The organism is Ectopseudomonas composti (genome assembly GCF_900115475.1).
GTDB classification, from domain to species: Bacteria; Pseudomonadota; Gammaproteobacteria; order Pseudomonadales; family Pseudomonadaceae; genus Aquipseudomonas; species Aquipseudomonas composti.
The window spans coordinates 66,015-85,022 of the sequence record NZ_FOWP01000010.1 but is presented as its reverse complement, the minus strand read 5'-3'; the positions used below and the strand labels follow the sequence as shown (position 1 = coordinate 85,022).

19 protein-coding genes are annotated in these 19,008 nt (G+C 63.2%); 5 read left to right on the top strand and 14 right to left on the bottom strand.

The features are described 5' to 3' along the window. Nucleotides 1-5 precede the first annotated feature (5 nt). From BM059_RS17715 to BM059_RS17705, 3 genes are all read left to right on the top strand, one after another. Nucleotides 6-344 (top strand): Na+/H+ antiporter subunit G, encoded by a 339-nt coding sequence (locus tag BM059_RS17715; RefSeq protein WP_037001384.1) that lies wholly within the window; start codon nucleotides 6-8, stop codon nucleotides 342-344. A gap of 176 nt (nucleotides 345-520) precedes the next feature. Next, nucleotides 521-1,033: a GNAT family N-acetyltransferase gene (locus tag BM059_RS17710; RefSeq protein ID WP_037001352.1), complete on the top strand. Its 513-nt coding sequence runs from the start codon at nucleotides 521-523 to the stop codon at nucleotides 1,031-1,033. 17 nt (nucleotides 1,034-1,050) lie between these two features. Beyond that, a complete protein-coding gene (locus BM059_RS17705) occupies nucleotides 1,051-1,443 on the top strand; it encodes a hypothetical protein (RefSeq protein WP_244154425.1) in 393 nt (130 codons plus the stop codon). On the opposite strand, the gene BM059_RS17700 is transcribed toward BM059_RS17705, so the two are convergent. From BM059_RS17700 to BM059_RS17685, 4 genes are all read right to left on the bottom strand, one after another. Beyond that, nucleotides 1,440-3,053: an NAD(P)/FAD-dependent oxidoreductase gene (locus tag BM059_RS17700; protein WP_074940585.1), complete on the bottom strand. Its 1,614-nt coding sequence runs from the start codon at nucleotides 3,051-3,053 to the stop codon at nucleotides 1,440-1,442. The genes BM059_RS17705 and BM059_RS17700 overlap by 4 nt on opposite strands. Nucleotides 3,054-3,217: 164 nt before the next feature. After that, complete coding sequence (locus tag BM059_RS17695) at nucleotides 3,218-4,414, bottom strand: MFS transporter (RefSeq protein WP_244154424.1); 1,197 nt, start codon at nucleotides 4,412-4,414, stop codon at nucleotides 3,218-3,220. A gap of 32 nt (nucleotides 4,415-4,446) precedes the next feature. Continuing rightward, nucleotides 4,447-5,049, bottom strand: coding sequence for an NADPH-dependent F420 reductase (locus tag BM059_RS17690; protein ID WP_074940794.1), 603 nt, complete (start codon nucleotides 5,047-5,049; stop codon nucleotides 4,447-4,449). A 78-nt stretch (nucleotides 5,050-5,127) separates the two neighbouring features. After that, on the bottom strand, nucleotides 5,128-5,892 hold the full coding sequence (locus tag BM059_RS17685) for a 3-oxoacyl-ACP reductase family protein (RefSeq protein ID WP_074940583.1): 765 nt from the start codon (nucleotides 5,890-5,892) through the stop codon (nucleotides 5,128-5,130). A 116-nt stretch (nucleotides 5,893-6,008) separates the two neighbouring features. Here BM059_RS17685 and BM059_RS17680 point away from each other — a divergent pair, with 116 nt between their 5' ends. After that, nucleotides 6,009-6,938, top strand: a complete 930-nt coding sequence (locus BM059_RS17680; RefSeq protein WP_074940580.1) for a LysR family transcriptional regulator — start codon at nucleotides 6,009-6,011, stop codon at nucleotides 6,936-6,938. Between the two features lie 64 nt (nucleotides 6,939-7,002). Here BM059_RS17680 and BM059_RS17675 read toward each other — a convergent pair whose 3' ends face one another. Then, complete coding sequence (locus BM059_RS17675) at nucleotides 7,003-7,662, bottom strand: COG3650 family protein (RefSeq protein ID WP_074940577.1); 660 nt, start codon at nucleotides 7,660-7,662, stop codon at nucleotides 7,003-7,005. Nucleotides 7,663-7,788: 126 nt separating this feature from the next. Here BM059_RS17675 and BM059_RS17670 point away from each other — a divergent pair, with 126 nt between their 5' ends. Then, nucleotides 7,789-8,670, top strand: coding sequence for an RluA family pseudouridine synthase (locus BM059_RS17670; protein ID WP_074940574.1), 882 nt, complete (start codon nucleotides 7,789-7,791; stop codon nucleotides 8,668-8,670). Between the two features lie 68 nt (nucleotides 8,671-8,738). Here the strand turns inward: BM059_RS17670 and BM059_RS17665 are convergent, their stop codons facing one another. From BM059_RS17665 to BM059_RS17625, 9 genes are all read right to left on the bottom strand, one after another. Continuing rightward, nucleotides 8,739-9,713: a Bug family tripartite tricarboxylate transporter substrate binding protein gene (locus BM059_RS17665; RefSeq protein ID WP_074940571.1), complete on the bottom strand. Its 975-nt coding sequence runs from the start codon at nucleotides 9,711-9,713 to the stop codon at nucleotides 8,739-8,741. Between the two features lie 104 nt (nucleotides 9,714-9,817). Continuing rightward, nucleotides 9,818-11,002 carry a tricarballylate utilization 4Fe-4S protein TcuB gene (gene tcuB, locus BM059_RS17660; protein ID WP_279626477.1) on the bottom strand — a complete coding sequence of 395 codons (1,185 nt, stop codon included), beginning with the start codon at nucleotides 11,000-11,002 and terminating at the stop codon, nucleotides 9,818-9,820. Continuing rightward, a complete protein-coding gene (gene tcuA, locus BM059_RS17655; RefSeq protein WP_074940569.1) occupies nucleotides 10,989-12,443 on the bottom strand; it encodes an FAD-dependent tricarballylate dehydrogenase TcuA in 1,455 nt (484 codons plus the stop codon). Before tcuA ends, tcuB begins: the two co-directional genes overlap by 14 nt. Nucleotides 12,444-12,576: 133 nt before the next feature. Beyond that, entirely contained in the window at nucleotides 12,577-13,512 is a 936-nt protein-coding gene (locus BM059_RS17650; RefSeq protein ID WP_074940566.1) for a LysR family transcriptional regulator, read from the bottom strand. Nucleotides 13,513-13,601: 89 nt separating this feature from the next. After that, entirely contained in the window at nucleotides 13,602-14,624 is a 1,023-nt protein-coding gene (locus BM059_RS17645) for an AbrB family transcriptional regulator (protein WP_037001363.1), read from the bottom strand. Beyond that, complete coding sequence (locus BM059_RS17640) at nucleotides 14,608-16,128, bottom strand: tripartite tricarboxylate transporter permease (protein WP_037001365.1); 1,521 nt, start codon at nucleotides 16,126-16,128, stop codon at nucleotides 14,608-14,610. The genes BM059_RS17645 and BM059_RS17640 overlap by 17 nt, the downstream gene beginning before the upstream one ends. Before the next feature lies 1 nt (nucleotide 16,129). Beyond that, nucleotides 16,130-16,573, bottom strand: coding sequence for a tripartite tricarboxylate transporter TctB family protein (locus BM059_RS17635; protein ID WP_037001366.1), 444 nt, complete (start codon nucleotides 16,571-16,573; stop codon nucleotides 16,130-16,132). 90 nt (nucleotides 16,574-16,663) lie between these two features. After that, nucleotides 16,664-17,644: a Bug family tripartite tricarboxylate transporter substrate binding protein gene (locus BM059_RS17630; protein WP_074940563.1), complete on the bottom strand. Its 981-nt coding sequence runs from the start codon at nucleotides 17,642-17,644 to the stop codon at nucleotides 16,664-16,666. 32 nt (nucleotides 17,645-17,676) lie between these two features. Beyond that, complete coding sequence (locus BM059_RS17625) at nucleotides 17,677-18,942, bottom strand: OprD family porin (RefSeq protein WP_074940790.1); 1,266 nt, start codon at nucleotides 18,940-18,942, stop codon at nucleotides 17,677-17,679. Nucleotides 18,943-19,008 lie beyond the last annotated feature (66 nt).

The following is a 19,008-nucleotide window of genomic DNA, read 5'->3' as shown; positions in this document are numbered from 1 at the left end:
TGACCATGCCGTTCTGGCTGGAACTGTTGATTTGCGCCTGCCTGATTCTGGGCAGTCTGTTCGCCCTGGTCGGTGCCATCGGGCTGTATCGCCTGCCGGACTTCTTCACGCGTCTGCATGGCCCGACCAAGGCCACGACGCTGGGGGTCGGCGGTACGCTGATCGCCTCGATGCTGTTCTTCGCCCACCACACCGGCAGCCTCAGTCTGCATGAGCTGCTGATCACCCTGTTCCTGTTCCTGACGGCGCCGGTCAGTGCGCACATCCTGTCCAAGGCAGCGATGCAGCAGAAGGTGCAGTTGACCGAGCAAACCCGTGGACAGCCCTGGGAAGATGATCACTGACGCACTGCCAGGCGTTTCTCGAGCCTGACTGTAGCTGTCCTCAGGTAGCTGCCCCCCGGTAGACTGTTCCTTCGTTCGTCAGGCGAGAAGCGGTTGCTGGTGGCAGCTCCCATCACTTCGCTCCTTCTCGGCGTTACTGCCAAGCAACATCCATGGATTGAGGAGAGCGTCAGGAAATGAGTCAGCTGGTCATTCGCCAGGCCCGTGATGAGGATATCGAAGCGCTTTGCGCGCTGATTCTCGAACACGGCCCCAACCCCTGGAATCATCTGCCTGAAGCCGAGGTGCGCGAGCACCTGAACGGGATAGCCGCAGGTACGACCCTGGCGGTCGTGGCCGAGGAGAATGGAACCCAGCAGGGGTTCGTCAGCTATCGCCTGACCAAACATTTCGCTGCCCACCAACCGGTTGCACGCGCCAGGCACCAGCATGGCTACATCTGTGAGGCCGTGGTGCACCGCGACTGCGCGGGGCGCGGGCTGGGGGCTCGCCTGCTGGACGAGGCGGTGCAGGACTTCTGGCGCCTGGGCGTGTACGACATCTATATCGATCGCCATGAAGAGAACGCTGCGTCGGCAGGCATGATGCGCAAGGCCGGTTTCGCCGAGCTGCTGACTTATGCCGATCCAGCCCGGCGCCCCAATGGCTCAGGGCGTTCGACGCTGTGCTGCCTGCGGGCCAGGCAATAATCCAGCGACTGCTGGCCATGGCTTTGCTGGCCGGCGTGCAGATTCTGCTGGCGTTTGTGCTTTACCACAGCGCTTTCGAGGCCTATCGACGGATGTTCGGCAGCGTTCGCCGCGATATCAGTTATGGCCTGCAGCTAAACCACTCGTTGTATCTCTTCGGCGCTCTTGCGCTGGGCAACGCTGCCTGGCTGCTCAGTTGCCGTAGCCGGCGTAGCGGTCTGATCGGTTTTGGCATCTGCCTGCTGTTCTGGACGGCATTCTGGGCCAATACCTTCGCCAGCATGCCGTATCGCAGCCTGCTGGTGGTCGGGGTCGGTACGTTGGTGTTGACGATGCCGCTACTGGTGTTGTTGCTTCGCTTCAGAGGGCCGGGTCTAGTCGATGACGTCCGGCCGGGCAGCGCTGCTTAGCGATTCAACCCCAGCATATTCTTCGCCACAGCCTCTGCCACGCGAACTCCGTCGACGCCAGCAGAGAGAATGCCGCCAGCGTAGCCTGCGCCTTCACCCGCCGGGTACAGGCCTTTGAGATTGAGGCTCTGCAGGTCGTCACCACGGGTGATGCGTACCGGTGAGGAGGTGCGCGTCTCGATGCCGGTCAGTACTGCGTCGGCCAGGTCGAACCCCTTGATCTGCTTGCCGAAGGCCGGCAGCGCCTCGCGGATGGCTTCGATGGCAAAGTCCGGCAGCGACGGCGCCAGATCACCCAACTTCACCCCCGGCTTGTAGGATGGCTGCACCTCGCCCAGAGCGGTGGATGGGGTGCCCTTGATGAAGTCACCGACCAGTTGCCCAGGTGCTTCGTAGTTACGCCCGCCGAGCACGTAGGCATGCGACTCCAGGCGCTCCTGCAGTTCCACGCCGGCCAATGGGCCGCCCGGATAGTCCTGCTCGGGGGTGATGCCGACGACGATGCCGGCGTTGGCATTGCGCTCGTTACGCGAGTACTGGCTCATGCCATTGGTCACCACGCGCTCTGGTTCAGAAGTGGCCGCGACCACGGTGCCGCCTGGGCACATGCAGAAGCTGTAGACCGAGCGGCCGTTGCTGGCGTGGTGTACCAGTTTGTAGTCGGCAGCGCCGAGTTTTGGGTGGCCGGCGTACTTGCCCAGGCGCGCGCGGTCGATCAGCGATTGCGGGTGTTCGATGCGGAAACCGACCGAGAAGGGCTTGGCTTCCAGGTACACGCCACGGGTATGCAGCATGCGGAAGGTGTCCCGCGAACTGTGACCGAGGGCCAGCACCACATGGTGGCTGAGCAGCTGTTCGCCGTTCTCCAGCACCACGCCGGTGAGTTGGCCGTCTTCGATCAGCAGGTCGCTGACGCGTTCCTGGAAGCGCACTTCGCCGCCCAGGGCCTTGATCTCTTCGCGCATGGTGGCGACCACGCCGGTCAGGCGGAAGGTGCCGATATGCGGCTTGCTGACGTAGAGAATTTCGTCCGGCGCACCGGCCTTGACGAACTCTTCCAGCACCTTGCGTCCGTAATGGTTGGGGTCCTTGATCTGGCTGTACAGCTTGCCGTCGGAGAAGGTGCCGGCGCCGCCTTCGCCGAACTGTACGTTGGACGTGGGGTCGAGCACGTTCTTGCGCCACAGGCCCCAAGTGTCCTTGGTGCGCTGGCGCACTTCCTTGCCGCGTTCCAGCACGATGGGGCGCAGGCCAGCCTGGGCCAGGATCAATGCGGCGAAGATGCCGCAAGGGCCGAAACCGACGACGATGGGGCGTTCGTCCAACGGCGTTTGGGCCTTGCCGACTGGCTTGTAGGTGATGTCCGGTGACGGGCCGATATGCTTGTCACCGTTCAGGCGAGCGAGCAGCGCCGCTTCGTCCTTTACCTCGCAATCGATCGTATAGATGAACGGCATGTCGCCGAACTTCTTGCGCGCATCGTAGCTGCGCTTAAACACGCTGAAGGCCAGCAGGTCGCTGTCGGCGATGCCCAGGCGCTGGACGATGGCCGGGCGCAGCGCTTCCTCGGGGTGGTCGAGGGGCAGTTTCAGTTCGGTCAGGCGAAGCATGGGCAGTGTCCTGGTTGGCCGGTGGTGATCCGGCAGCGTGAAGAGGGCCGCGATTGTACGGGATTCGCTGCCCGGATGGAGGAGGCCGGCATTCTCGAACGACTGACGGCTTTGCTCCGTTGAGCGTAGGTGAACGATGTCTTCAACGCTGCGCGAGTACGGGCTCAGCCACGCTGGCGTTCGATCGCGCGCCCCCGAATGAACATCAGGGCAGCGCCCGCGAAGGCTGCTGTCGCGGCATAGGCAATCACAGCTTGCGAGTCGAGGCTGTCGATGATCAGTCCCCCTAGAACCGCACCTGCGGCAATGGCGACCTGGAAGGTCGATGAGAGCAGGGCGCCAGCGCTTTCCGCGTGATCGGCGGCGGCGCGCGCGTTCCAGATCGAGATCGATACCGGGAATGCGCCGAAGGCGAAGCCCCATAGCGCAATCGCGACGAAGGCAACGTCAGCTTGTGTGCCGGACAGGATCAGCGTGAGTGCAACGGCAGCGATCAGGAACGAGCAACTGCTGACTGCCCAGGCTGGACTGCGCGCGGCGACGGCGCCGCCGGCAAGGTTGCCGAAAAAACCGCTGACACCGAAGGCCAGCAAGGCAAGCGAGACGGTCTCGACATCCAGGCGGGGAACCTCTTCGAGGAAGGGGCGAATGAAGGTCAGAGCGGCGAAGTGCCCGGAAATGACCAGAAGCCCAGTGCAGATGCCGACGACGACCGCACGCCGCGTCAACGCTGTCTTGAAGGAGGCCAGGCCTGGCGCTGCTGTGGCCGGCAGTTTGGGCAGGGTCAGCATCTGAATCACCAGCGCCACCACGCCAATACCGGACGCGGCCAGGAAAGTTGCCTGCCAGCCCCACAGTTCTCCCAGATAGGCACCCAGCGGGGCAGCGAAGATGGTTGCGAGCGAAATGCCCATCATGATTATCGAAATGGCACGCGGCACCTTGTCCGGGGGCACCAGGCGCAGGGCAAGCGCTGCCATCATGGCCCAGAAGCTGCCGAGGGCGAAGCCCAGCAGCCCGCGCGCGATCAGCAACACCGTGATGTTTGAGGCATAGGCCGAAAGGATGCAGGAGAACACCAGCATGCCCATCAACCCCCAGACGATCTTCTGCCGATCCAGGCGGCCCGAGAACAGCACCACCAGCGGCCCGGCGAATGCAGCGACCACGGCGGTGGCGGTGATGGCCTGGCCCACCGCACCGTTGGATACGCCCAGGTCGGCGGCCATCGGCGTCAGCAGGCTGATCGGCAGGAATTCCGCCGTGACCAGGCCGAAGGCGCCCAGGGCAAGAGAGATGACGGCCCACCACGCAGCAGACATGGATCGGGTGTCAGCAGCAGATGAATCGGTATGGGGCATGATGGAATCCTTCATTTTTGTCTCCCGGTAGCTCAGCCGAACTGCACCAGTTCGAGCGAGGGCAACGATCCACCGGGGAATTGCGTCAGGCGCCCACCTTCGGTCAGCGCGCCAAGGTCGATAGCAGCGAAGCCCAGTTCATCGATCAGTGCGCTGACCTGGCTTTTCGCGCGGTTGTCATCACCTGCCAGGAACAGCACACGCCGGCCGCCGCGCTCGGCGGGATCGGCGATGAGCAGTGTGGGGTGCAGATGATTGAACGCCTTCACTACATGGGCGCCCGGTACCAGGTCGGCAAACACCTCGCTTGAGGTGCGGCCATGCAGATCGATGGGATTGAACAGCGGCGCTTCGATCGGGTTGTTGCTGTCGATGACGACACGCCCGGCGAAGTCGGCAAGCCCGGACAGCGCGGCTGGCAGCTTCGACCAGTTCACCGCGACCAGCACGATGGACTGCGCTGCCGCCTGCTCGCGGGTGCCGGCACGGATGCTTGGGCCGATGGATTGTACCAGGGCTTGCAGGCTCTCTGGCCCGCGGCTGTTGGCGAGGATTGCCGGAATGTTCCGACGCGCCAGAGCGCGAGCAAAGGCCGCGCCGATATGACCGGCACCGATGATGCCGATGGAGAGCAACTTGCTCATGCTGGGACTCCTTGAGACCTGAGGTGGCGGAAAACCATGGGGCAGGCTGACTGACCTGCCCCGGCGTACTCAGGAGGTCAACCCGCCGTCAGCGAGGATGTCCGCACCGGTGATAAACGAGGCTTGCGGGCTGGCAATGAATGCCACGAGGCTGGCAATTTCGTGTGGCTCTCCATAGCGACCCACTGCCATGCGAGGTGTCAGGAGCTGGGCAACCTCGCTATCGGCCGGGTTCATGTCGGTGTTCACTGGCCCTGGGTGGATGCTGTTGACCGTGATCCCGCGTGGTCCCAGATCATGTGCCAGGCTGCGGTTGAAACCGGCGACGGCGCCTTTGGTCAGGCTGTATGCGGCAAGTCCGGGCACACCGGCGTACTTGGTGACCGAGCTGGCTATGTGGATGACGCGGCCGCCTGCCTGCATATGCCTTACCGCTTCCTGGGTGGCGACGAACACACCGGTCACGTTGACCGCGAGCATCTTCTGATAATCCTCGAAGCTGGTTTCTTCGAACTGACTGAACACGCCGATACCGGCGTTATTCACCAGAATGTCGAGGCCGCCGAACGCTTCTACCGTCTGCGCGACGGCGGTACGCACGGCCTCGGGATCGGCTGCGTCGGCCTGGATCGCCAGCACGCGACCGCCTGCCGACTCGATGGCCGCTGCAGTTTCTTTGGCCTGTTGGGGCGAGCCATTGTAGGTGAAGGCCACCTGGGCGCCGTCGGCGGCCAGGCGTTTGGCGATAGCTGCGCCGATGGAGCGAGAGCCGCCTGTTACGAGAGCCGTTTTGCTGGCCAGAGGAAGGGGGTGGGAAGAGATTACGTTGCTCATGGTTCACTCCGTTTGATTGCCGAGACATTCGGTGGAGTGACTATCGTGTTTTTATTGCTCTTTGATTAGCGGTTAATCATTTGGATTATCTTCAAGTATTTATTTAAGATATCGCCATGGAAACGCTCACCAATCTTGAATCCTTCGTGCGCAGCGCCGAGACCGGCAGCTTCTCGGCAGCCGCACGCCGCCTCGCTCTGACGCCGGCAGCGGTGAGCCGCAACGTCGCTATGCTGGAGCGCAACCTGGGTGTACGGCTATTCCAGCGCTCGACTCGCAAGCTGACGCTGACCGAGGCCGGAGAGACGTTCCTCAATGCTATTGGCGACAACCTGGAGTCCCTGCAGAACGCCATCGCCGCCGTATCAGCCGATGATGGCCAGCCGGCCGGTGTGCTCAAGATCAGCGTGGCGCCATCCTTCGGAACCGGTTACCTACTGCCTTTGTTGCCCGAGTTCCTGCAGCGTTATCCGCGCGTTCGCCCTGAGTGGCATTTCGAGAACCGTACGGTCGACCTGATATCCGAGGGCTACGATGCCGCCATCGGCGGTGGTTTCGAGCTGGCCAGCGGCGTGGTCGCCCGTACACTGGCGCCACTGCACGTTGTTGCCTTTGCCTCTCCCGCTTATCTGGCTCGGCACAGGTTGCCAGCCGATCCATCAGGCTTGATCGAGCTGGACTGCATCGTCATGCGCTCGTTGTCGTCGGGTCGTATCCGTACCTGGAACATGCGCAACGCACAGGGCGATGAAGTGATCGCGACGATGCGTGAGACCGTGGTGGTCAACGATCCAACTGCTGTGCGAGAGGCCGCGCGATTAGGCCTGGGGGTAGCGATGCTTGCCGTACCCGATGTACTGCCCTGGCTGGAGTCGGGTGAGCTGGTGCGGCTGCTGCCGCGCTGGTGGGCGGATGCCGGCGCGTTGTCACTGTATTACCCCAGCCGTCAGTTGATGCCGGGCAAGACGCGCAGTTTCATCGACTTCGTGGTCGAGACCTTCCAGCGTGAAGACTATGCACGGCGTTTTGCCGGGAGTTTGGGCTAGCGCTCCGTGCCGTCGAACGTTTCGTGCCGGTGACGCCACTCAGCGTCACCGGCATGGCTGATGGTCAATTACGCATGGCGCCGAAATGCGCACAGCCACGCAGCACCTGGCCGTCGAGGCGCAGTTCGGCGCTGAGGTGATTGACCGTGCCGCTCATACCATCGACGCAGCGCTGCGGTGCTACCCACAGATCAAGGTGCTGGCCGTTGGCTTCGCTGCTGAAGTTGAGGCGACCATCTGGCAGCTGTTCTTCCAGATAGGGCAGGGCCAGCGGCTCCTGCTCGGGGCGGTTGAGTACCAGGCCCTTGCTGCCGACTTCCAGTTGCCAGAACGGCTCGTTGCCGCTGGCGCGGAGGGTCAGACGCTTGAAGTTGAGATCCTCGCAGCCATGGCCTTCGCTCTGCAGGCGATAGATCTTGCTGACCTCGAAGCGGCCATCGCTGCCTTTGCCCTGGCTGCCGCCCAGGCGCCCAGCCAGATCGGCGAACAGGTCGCTACCGAGTTGACTGGCTTCGCGCTCGATACCGGTGTTATCGCCATCAACCAGCACGAAACGGCGCTGCTCCTGGCAAGGGGTGAAGACCAACTGGCCATTTTCGACCTGTACCTGTCCTTGTAGGCGGGTTGCCGGTGGTGGGCCTTCCGGCTTGCCGGTGTAGACCTGGCAGGCGGCCAGCAGTGGGAGCAGGGCGACGCTGGTAAGCAGGGAGCGGGTGATGGACATGAGTCTCTCCAGATACGAGCGGCCACCATAGCCACAGCGCGACCTTGGCTCAAGCCGTTTGCTTTGACTGAGCCGCGCGAGTGCGGCCTAATTCGCCCGTCCATCACCTATCGAGCACTTTCTGCAATGCCCAGCCCTGTCATGCGCCCCAGCACGCTTCATTTGCCCCAGGGCGACTGGGCGACGGTGCTCGATTGCCTGTGCGATCACTTTCCCGCCATCGATCGCGGCATATGGTTGCAGCGCATGGCACGCGGTCGCGTGCTGGGTGCTGAGGGTGAGCCCATCGGTGCAGAGCATCCCTATCGAGTCGGTCTCAAGGTGCGCTATTTCCGTGAGGTGCCGAACGAGACACCAATCCCCTTCGACGAGCAGGTGCTGTGGCAGGACGCGCATCTGCTGGTCGCGGACAAGCCGCATTTTCTGCCGGTGATGCCGGCCGGTGAGTACGTCGAGCAGACGCTGCTGGCGCGCCTGATCAAGCGCACCGGCAATCCCGATCTGGTGCCGATCCACCGTATCGACCGTTTGACCGCCGGCCTGGTGCTGTTCTCGGTCGATCCGGCCAGCCGTGGCCAATACCAGGCGCTGTTTCGTCAGCGTGCGGTGGAGAAGTGCTACGAGGCCATCGCCCCGGCGTTGGCGCAGCTGCGGTTTCCCTACTTGCATCGGTCGCGCATGGTCGAGGGCGAGCCGTTCTTCCGCATGCAGGAGGTGTCGGGTGAAGCCAACAGCGAAACGCGCATCGACGTGCTGGAGCGCCGCGCCGAGCTGTGGCGCTATGGGCTGTCGCCGGTGACCGGGCGCAAGCATCAGCTGCGCGTGCATCTGGCCGGGCTCGGCGCGCCAATCGTTGGCGACGATTTCTATCCGCACCTGCTGGAGTCGCGCAACCAGCCGGATGACTACAGCAAACCACTCAAACTGCTGGCGCGCAGCCTGCGCTTCGTCGACCCGCTCAGTGGACAGGCACGTGAGTTCGCCAGTCAGCTGCAGTTGCAGTGGTAGCAGCGGCGCGCACCTGAAAGCGGTTGTAAAAAAGCCCGCACAAGGCGGGCCAAGTTTCAGCATCAGTGCTACTGAATCAGTCCGAATTCATCAGCCAGTTTTCTGTACTCGGCTACCTGTTCATAGACGAACTGTTCCAGCTCCGCCCCGGTCTTCGAGAGTGGCAGCAGATCGAACTGCTCGCGCTTGGCGTTGAAGCCGTCATCAACGAGTAGCGTTTCGAAGCGCTCCTGCCACCATTTGAAGTTTTCATCACTGACTTCAGGGCCCATGTAAAAGCCTCTGACGATAGGCCAGACAACGTCATAACCTTGTTCCTTGGCCGTGGGAATATTGGCCATCTTTCCAGGCAGCCGCTCTTCGGACAGCACCGCGAGAATACGAACATTGCCGGCATCGAGCTGCGCAGTCGCCTCGCCGAAGCCGCTCACGATCGCCTGAACATGTCCGCCGAACAGTGCTGTCATCGGTTCGCCGCCTCCTTCGAAGGCTACATACCTCAGCTTCTCTGGCTTGATGCCGGCACTGCGTGCGATCAGCGCGGCCTGCATCCAATCCTGGCTGCCGACGGTGCCGCCTGCGCCTATCACCAGCTCCGAAGGCGCCTGTTTGAGTCGTGTAATCAGCTCATCGAAGGTCTGCAGGGGGGAGTCACGATGAACGATAACGGCACCGTAATCCGTGCCGATGGCGGCCAGCCAGCGAACGGCTTTTTCGTCGTAGCGACCAAACTTACCTTGCGCCAGATTCAATAGCGAGCCGCTTGACCAAGCAGTGATAACGCCTGGTGCTTTGGGGCGTAAAGCGACCACCGCGTTGTACGCGACGGCACCGATGCCGCCGGGCATATAGGTGACGCGCATTGGAGCCTTGAGCAGGCCTGCATCCTTCAGGCCGCCCTGCGCGAGCTTGCAGGTGATGTCGAAGCCACCGCCGGGCTTTGCCGGCGCGATGCATTCGGGGCGTTTGGGTTCGGCAAGTGCCATGCCGGCTGCAAGCAGGCCTGAGGTCAGCAGCGCTGCGTAGGTGAGGCGATTGTTCATGTGTTCTCCTGTGGAGTTTTATTGTGGTTCAGGCTGAGACACCGCTGGCGGCGTCGACGGCAACGAGCGGGACGCACTGTGCATCCCGCCTGTTTTGGGGTGGTTCAGTCACTGCCGAGCTTGAGGTTGTCCGGCTGGCGCTTCTCGATTGCGTGCTTGAGCAGCGCCGCGCTGCGGAAGATGCCGTGGGCGAACTTGCCGTAAGGCATGGTCAGGAAGAAGGCCATCACCGTGCCGAGATGGACCGCCAGCAGCAGGGCCATCGCGCCGCTATCGCGCCAGGCCAGCAAGGCCAGGCCGGTCAGGCTGATCAAGAAAAGCAGCACGATGAAGCCACGATCCATGGGGGCCTGAGCGCGATCACCATGTTCCGGGTCACGGCGATAGTTGAGCCACAGCAGCCCCGCCGGCCCGATCAGCAGACCAATACCGCCCAGTGTGCCGAGCACCACCGGCAGGCTGAGCAGCGGATAGGGCGCCTGCAGACCGAGCAGGTAGTGGTAAAGCGTGGCCACGCTGGTGGAGGCGAGGCACAGCATGAAGCCGTAGAAGGTGAAGTGGTGGAAGCGACGACGCCAGAGCGTGAAACGGTCACTCTCGTTGTTGCAGCCTTCGCCATGACCACCGTCGAGGTACTTGAGCTTGAGCACCGCCCCGGAGGCCTCCGCAATGGCGACCCCGCTGGCCAGCGCTTGTGCATCGGCGGGGCTGATCGCCCGCCAGAAGCGGGTGACACCGATGGCCAACGCCAGGATGGCGAAACCGAAGGCGCCGCCGAACATCAGCGCCAGCGTGTTGTGCGGGAATATCGCGTAGAAGTTACCGGCCAGCGGGCCGGGAAATAGCGTGCCTTTGACCAGCAGGGTCAGCAGCAGGAACAGTGCCAGCGAGGCTGCCAGGGCGAGCGACAGGGTCAGGCCGTTACGTTCGTAGAGTTTGCCGAGCCTGCCTGGCCAGGCGTACTCGACATAGGTATTGAGACGAACCTTGGCCATGGCCTGCGGCACGTTCACGGCGAACTCATGCGGCGCGGCGTACTGGCAAGCATGCAGGCAGGCCCCGCAGTTATGGCAGAGGTTGGCCAGGTAATGCACGTCGGCCTTGGCGAAGTCCAGTCGGCGGGTCATGGCCGGGAAGACTGCGCAGAACCCCTCGCAGTAACGGCAGGCGTTGCAGATATGCATCTGCCGATCGACTTCGGCTTCATGCACGTTCAGCAGGGGAATCAGGTCTTGCTGCGCCGCGCTCTGGCTTGGAGAGGCGGCGTGTATGATTTCAGGCGATTGCACGGGACTCTCCAGCGCTTGTTGTGGTGGGGCCATGACCGGCTGCCGCGGCAGCCTGAGTACCGGCGATGCGGCCGAAGGCCGTGCCGATGGACATGCCGACGCCGGCCGTATAGCCCTTGCCGAGGACGTTGCCTGCCATCATTTCCCCGGCGACGAACAGGTTCGCGCTGGGCTTGTCGGCGAAGTGGACGGCGGCGGTGTCGTTGGTCTTCAGGCCAAGGTAGGTGAAGGTCACGCCTGGCTTGAGCGGGTAGCCATAGAAGGGCGGGGTATCGATGGGGCGCGCCCAGTTGGTCTTGGCGGGCGTCACGCCTTCGGTGCGACAGCCGTCGAGGCTGGTATGGTCGAAGTCGCCGCCCACGCAGGCGCTGTTGTAGGCGTGCAGAGTCTTCACGAAGGTTTCGAGCGGTAGGCCGAGTTTGCCGGCGAGCTCCTCCAGGCTGTTGGCCGTGGTCCCGGGAAACACCGGCGGCATGAAACGCCCGATGGCCTTCTGATCGATGATCGAGAAGCCTGTCTGCCGAGGTTGCTGTGCGACCAGTCGCCCCCAGATGGCGTAGCGCTTGGGCCAGAAGTCCTCGCCCTCGTCGTAGAAGCGTTCACCCTCGCAGTTGACCACTACGCCGAGCGATACGCAGTCGATGCGGGTGCAGATGCCGCCGTCGTAGAGCGGGGCGCGAGCGTCGATCGCGACCATGTGCGCCTGGGTCGGGTCGCCAATGGTGTCGGCGCCGGCATCGATCAGTTTGCGCAGCAGCACGCCGTTGTTGAAGCGCGTGCCGCGAATCAGGAAGTTGTCCGCCGGCCATTCACCGCGTTCGTTGACGCCCCAGGCTTCGCGCAGCCATTCACGATTGGATTCGAAGCCACCGGCTGCCAGCACGCAGGTGCGCGCTTCGATGCGCTCGGCCGGATGCTGCTTGCCATCGATCTGCCGCGCGGGGATGTGCGCTGCGACGAAGCGGTCGCCGTCCAGCTCGATGTCGTCGACCGGCGCGTCGTAGCGGACCTGCACCCCCAGGCGTTCGGCGCTGCGGTAGTAGGCGTTGACCAGGGCTTTGCCGCCACCCATGAAAAAGGCGTTGGTGCGTGCCACGTGCAGGGCGCCCGACAAAGGCGGCTGGAAGTGCACGCCGTGGCTGCGCATCCAATCACGACATGACGATGAGGCGCGAATGACCAGGCGCGCCAGGTGCTCGTCGGTCTGCCCGCCCGTGACCTTGAGCAGGTCTTGCCAGAACTCTTCTTCGGGGTAGGCGTCGATGAGGACGTCCTGCGGGGCTTCATGCATGCAGCGCAAGTTGCGGGTGTGCTGGGAATTGCCACCACGCCACTTGCGGGGAGCGCCCTCCAGCAGCAGCACACTGGCGCCTGCTTCACGGGCCATCAGGGCTGCGCACAAGGCTGCGTTGCCGCCGCCTATAACCAGAACATCGATCATCTCGTCTCCTCGTTTGCAGAGGAGCACTAGCTGATAGCTCCCCTGTGGATGGAGACTTTAAGAGGCGCTTGTGGGGCTCGAAAGACCAGGAATGCCGGGGGGTATTCAGTATTTCTAAACACCCAGGGACGTGTCAGATAGCGTGTTCGTCCAAGAGTTGGGCGCCTGGCCAGCGAGCGCTGGCGACCAGTTCGCGCGTCGTATCCAGGATGGCCACACGTGCGGCCAGCGCTGCAGGGGACAATTCATCGTCAGGCAGCGACACCAGCAGGTTGCGCCGACCGGCGTGGGCATCGGCGATCTGCACCACGTTCAGGCCCTGTTCGCCGGCTCTGGCCGCCACTGCGCCTGGCTGGATGGTCGCAGCGTAACCGGCCTTGACCGTATCCATCAGCAACGCCAGGCCGTCGACATTCATCACTACGTTGGGCTCGCAGCGTGACTGGGCGAAGGCATTGTTGATGGTGCTGCGCAGCCCGTGCTGCCCGCTGGGCAGCACCAGCGGCACCTGTGTCAGTTGCTCGAGCCTGACGTGTTCACCCGCAGGTACACCTTGCAGGCTGGCAGCCGAGATCAGAAACAGCTTTTCATCGAGCAGCGGCCTGACGCGGCAACGCCTGCCCGGGTCGCTGTGAAAGAGGATCGCCAGGTCGAGTTGGCGGGCATACAGCTGACTGGTCAGATAGCCGGACAACATCTCTACCAGATGCAACTGGATGTTCGGGTAGCGCTGACGCATCACCGCGATCAGGGGCAGGGCAAGCACGGAGGAGGTGCTGGGCGCAAAGCCCAGGCTCACGTAACCGCTCATGCGTTCTCTTTGCGCGGCCTGAGCGGCGTTTTCCGCCTGGCGCAGGGTGAGCTGGGCGTGATGCTGGAACGCTATGCCGGCGGGCGTGGGGGACACGCCGGTGCTGCTGCGCGTCAGCAGCCGGGTGCTGAGTTCGTTTTCCAGCTTGCTGATCTGCTGGCTCAGAGCCGAGGTCCCCACGTTCAGCTCCAGAGCCGCACGGCCGAGGCTGCCATGCTCGACGACCTTGAGAAAGTAGCGCAGTTGTCTCAGTTCCATCGTCTTTCCGTCATCGGAGGGGTGTGTCGAGGATAGTGACCTGGCCCAAGAAGAAAAGGCGAGGGTAAAAAAAGCCCGCACAAGGCGGGCTAAACGTGGCTCTTGCACCAGAGCTTGAATAAGGGTTCGGCGAGGAACATCACCAGAAACAGTCTGAGCACTTGCAAGGCCGTGACCAGGGCGACCGATAGCTGTAGCGCTTCGGCGGTCAGGCACAGCTCGGTGATACCGCCGGGCATCATGCCCAGCATCAGTGACAAGTGGTCTTCGCCGGCCAGCCAGCCGAGCACTTCGCCCAGTGCGGCAGCGACGAGCATCGCCAGCAGGGTGAACAGCAGCACGCGGGCGAGAAAGCGCGGTGCGCTGCGGAAGAAGGCGCGGTCGAAGTGGCAGCCCAGGGCGCAGCCAATCAGCCATTGGCCGAACTGGCCAAGGCCTTGTGGCAAGCCCAGATGCAGGTCGAAACCGGCACTGGCCACAGCGCAGACGGTCAGTGGGCCGAGCATCCAGGGGTTGGGTTGTTTCAGGCGTCCCCAGAACATCGCTAGCACGGCGCCAGCGGCGAGCAGGACGATCAGCCAGGTCCAGTCCACTGGCGCACGAGCCGGTGCGTCGGCGTCGGGTAGACCCCAGGTGAACAGCGCCGGAATCAGCAGCACCACCAGCAGCAAGCGCAGGCTGTGAGCCGCCGCCACGAGTGCGGGTTGAGCATTGTGGCGCAGGGCCAGGTTGACCATCTCGCTGGCGCCGCCGGGCATGCTGGCGAAGAATGCCGTGGCGCGGTCGACTCCGGCGCGGCGCAGAATGGCGATGCCGATCAGGCTGAGCAGGAGGGTGCCGATAGCGCCCATCACGATCACGGGCAAATGGCTGAGTACCTGTTCCAGCACATCGCTGGTGAAGTGCAGGCCGATGCCGCTGGCCACCAGCCATTGGCCGGTCTTGCGCCCGCCCGGCAACTCACTGAAGGCGCGATTGGCCAGGCAGCGTACGGCGATTACCGCCAGCAAGGATCCGACCATCCACGGCAAAGGCCAGCCGGCAAGGCTGGCCAGGTAACCGCCGACCGCTCCGGTCAGCGGCGTTACCCATAGATCACGCGGCAGATGCATCAGCCTGAGCCTTGATCTGCTTGCGTCGACGCATCCAGCGTATGCCCGGCAGGGCCAGCATCAGTACGACAAGTGCCCACAGTACCAGGGTGATCGGGCTACCCCAGAGGATGCCCAGGTCGCCAGCGGAGATCGACAGGGCGCGACGCAGGTTGTCCTCCATCATTTCACCCAGTACGAAGCCGAGGATCACCGCCGAGAGTGGGAAGTCCAGCTTGCGCAGGATGTAGCCGAATACACCCAGGGCAATCATCAGCACCAGGTCAAAGGTGGTGCTGTGCACGGCATAGACACCGACCATGCTGATCACGGTGATGGCGGGCACCAGCACCCAGTTCGGCACGCTGAGCATGCGCGAGAACAGGCCGACCAGCGGGATGTTCATCACCAGCAGGATGACGTTGCCGATGAACAGCGAGGCGATCAGGCCCCAGACCACGTCTGGCTGCTGCTCGAACAGCAGCGGGCCGGGCGTGATGTTGTACAGGGTCAGCGCACCGATCATCACCGCGGTAGTGCCCGAACCAGGTACGCCAAGGGTCAGCATCGGGATCAGCGAGCCGCAGGCCGAGGCGTTATTGGCCGACTCGGGAGCTGCCAGGCCGCGCAGATCGCCCTCGCCGAATTTGCCGTTGTCACCGGCCAGGCGTTTTTCGGTCATGTAGGTCATGGCACTGGCGATGGTCGCACCGGCACCCGGCAGTACACCAATGACGAAACCAGCGACCGAGCTGCGAATCATGGTCCAGAAGGTGAAGCAGTATTCCTTGAAGTTGAACAGCACACGGCCGCTGGCTTTCACGGCTTTCTGACCGTTGTGGGTGTTTTCCAGCATCAGCAGAATTTCGCTGACACTGAAGAAACCGATCACCACGATGACGAACTGGATGCCGTCGGACAGGCTGACGCTGTCGAAGGTGAAGCGATAGACCCCGGTCGTGGAGTCGACCCCGACCGTGGCCAGGGCCAAGCCGATCAGTGCCGATAGCAGGGTCTTGACCGGTTTGTCGCCGACCATGCCGCCGAGGCAGGCAATCGCGAAGATCATCAGCACGAAGTACTCGGCCGGGCCGAAGGCCACTGCCCACTTCGCCAGGATCGGCGCGAACAGCACCACGCCGCAGGTGGCGATCATGCTGCCGGTGAAGGAACTCACTGCCGACAGCGACAGCGCGATACCGGCCTTGCCCTGACGCGCCAGCGGGTAGCCGTCGAGGGTGGTCATTACGGCGGCAGCATCGCCCGGTACGTTGAGCAGGATGGCGGAAATACGGCCGCCGTACTCGCAACCCAGGTACACGGCGGCGAGCAGAATCAGTGCGGTCTCCGGCGGCAGGCCAAGGGCGAAGGCCAGCGGCAGCAGCAGGGCGACACCGTTGATCGGGCCCAGGCCCGGCAGCAGGCCGACGATGGTACCCACGAAGGCGCCGAACAGTGCAACCAGCAGGTTGGTCGGCCGGGTGGCGACGTCAAATCCCTGCATCAGAAAATGTAATGTTTCCATCTCAGCTCTCCACCAACGCTTCGAACACGCCCAGTGGCAGCGGAACGTCTAGCGCATAATCGAACAATGCATACAGCAGCACGCCCATCAGGACGCCACTAATCAGGCACGGCAGCACACGACCCGTGAACAGCAGGCCCAGTACGAAAACCGCAACGGCCGTGCTCAGGACGAAACCCAGCGGCTCGAACAGCAGGGCATAGGCCAGCAGGGTGAGGATGCACAAGCCTGCACGCTGCAGCGCGTGACGGCTGAGCGCCTCGGTCTGCGGACCCGGCTTGAATACCAGCCAGGCTGCACCAGCAGCCATCAGTACCAGCAGCAGCAGCGGATAGGCCCTTGGGCCAACAGGGTCGTAGGCGAAGGGTGCCTGGAAACCCCAGGCGATGACTGCGAGAAAGGCGCACAAAAGCAGCCAGATCACAGCGAACAGGCGAACATACATAGCAGTGGTCTCTTGCGTTGGGACAGGATCGAGCGGCGAACCACTCAACTGCAGGTTCGGCATCGGGGGACGCCGAACCTGCCGATGCACTTATTCCTGCATCAGGCCGAATTCACCGGCCAGGGTCTTGTACTCAGCGACCTGTTTGAACACCAGGGCCTTGAGTTCATCGCCCGTGACCGACAGCGGCAGCAGGTCACGTTGTTCGCGCAGCTTGGCGAAGTCTTCGCTGGCCAGCAGGGTATCGAACTGCTGTTTCCACCAGTTGAACTGCTCGTCGCTGACTTCTGGGCCCATGTAGAAGCCGCGGATCACCGGCCAGGTGATGTCGTAGCCCTGCTCCTTGGCGGTGGGGATTTCGGCCAGTTTGCCAGGCAGACGCTCATCGGACAGCACCGCGAGGATGCGCACTTTTTTCGCTTCCAGCTGCGGGGTGACTTCACCCAGGCCGCTGCTAGTGACCTGCACGTGGCCGCCAAGCATCGCGGTGAGGGTCTCGCCGCCGCCTTCGAAGGCGACATAACGCAGGTTTTTCGGATCGATCCCGGCCAGGCGGGCGATCAGGGCGGTCTGCATCCAGTCCTGTCCACCGATGGTGGCACCCGCGCCGAAGACGATGCTGGACGGGTCTTTCTTCAAAGCCTGGACCAGATCATCGAGGTTCTTGTACGGAGAGTCGGCACGCACGGTGATCGCGCCGTAGTCGGTACCGACCGCAGCCAGCCAGCGCACGGCGTTCTCGTCATAGCGACCGAACTTGCCCTGGGCCAGATTCAGCAGCGAGCCGCTGGAGAAGGCGGTGATGGTGCCTGGGTCCTTGGCGCGCTGGGCGACCACGGCGTTATAGGCTACGGCACCGACGCCGCCGGGCATGTAAGTGACGCGCATCGGCGCCTTGAGCAGACCTTCATCCTTGAGGCCGCTCTGGGCCAGTTTGCAGGTTAGGTCAAAACCACCGCCGGGCTTGGCCGGGGCGATGCATTCGGGGCGCTTGGGCTCGGCAGCCAGCAGTTGGCTGGCGAAAGCCAGGCAGGCAGTTGCCAGTGCGGCACGGGTCAGGACGGATTTCATGATGAATGATTCCTCGTGAGTCTTGTTGTTGTTTACCAGATCGGCAGGGTGTAGCCGACGATGACGCGGTTCTCGTCCGCGTCGCGGGCGAAGTCGGAACGGAAGCTGGCGTTGCGCACACGTACGTAGAGGTCCTTGAGCGGGCCGGTCTGCACCACGTATTTGAACTCGATGTCGCGTTCCCATTCGCCGCCACGGTCATCGGAGCCGGCGATGCGGGCATCGTCACCACGGATGTAGCGGGTCATGAAGGTCAGACCGGGAACCCCGATGCTGGCGAAGTTGTAATCGTAGCGCGCCTGCCAGGAACGCTCGTCGGCGTTGGCGAAGTCGTTGATCTGCACGAAGTTGACCAGGAACGGATCGCCGCCATCGATGTAGGCAAAGCCGGTGTCGCCGCTCATGTCCTGGAAGCCCAGGCCGAATTTGTGTGCACCCAGACCGTAGCTGACCATGCCGTTGATGGCGCGGTTATCGACCTTGCCGGCCTTGGCGGCGCCGCTGTCGCTACTGTAGATCAGGCGCAGGTCACTGCTCAGGGTACCAGGGCCGATCTTGTGGCTGGTGAGCAGGCCAAGGAAGTGCTGGCGATAGATGTCGTCGAGGTCGGCGAAGTAGTAGCGGCCGGTGATACCGGGGGTAAATTTGTAGTCGACGCCGGCCAGGTCCAGATGATCAGCGCTGACGCCACCGGCAAAGCGGCGGTTCTTGCTGTTGAGCACCATGTCCTCTTCGTCGGTCGAGGCGCGGTCGATGACCTTGTCCAGGCGGCCGCCCGTGAAGGTCAGCCCTTCGAGTTCGGAAGAGGTCAGCAGGCCGCCTTCGAACACTTGCGGCAGCAGGCGGCTGTCGCTGGCCTTGACCACCGGCAGCTCGGGAACATGCGAGCCATAGCGGAACTCGGTGGCGGAGACCTTGACCTTGGCGGTCAGGCCCAAGCGGCTGAACTCGTCGGCAGAGCGATCATCGTCGTGTACGGGCAGCAGATCGGTGCCGGTGCGGCCGCGGCCAGAGTCGAGCTTGATGCCGAGCAGGCCCATGGCGTCGACACCGAAGCCGACGGTACCTTCGGTGAAGCCCGATTGCAGGTCGAGACGAAAGCCCTGTCCCCATTCTTCACGTTTGTTCTGTCCCGAATCTTCGCGGAAATCGCGATTCAGGTAGATATTGGTGGCAGTGAGGCTGGCGGTGCTGTCTTCGATGAAGGCGGCGTTGGCGAGTGGGGCAGCGCCGGTAGCGGCGATGGCCAGGCAGAGCAGGCGGACAGGCGGCAGGGCCTGGCGTGAGGCTGCGAGCATCATGTGGTCTCCGTTTTTGTTTTTGTCGCCACCTGGCACCACTGCCAGGTCGCTTGAGCAGGTGGA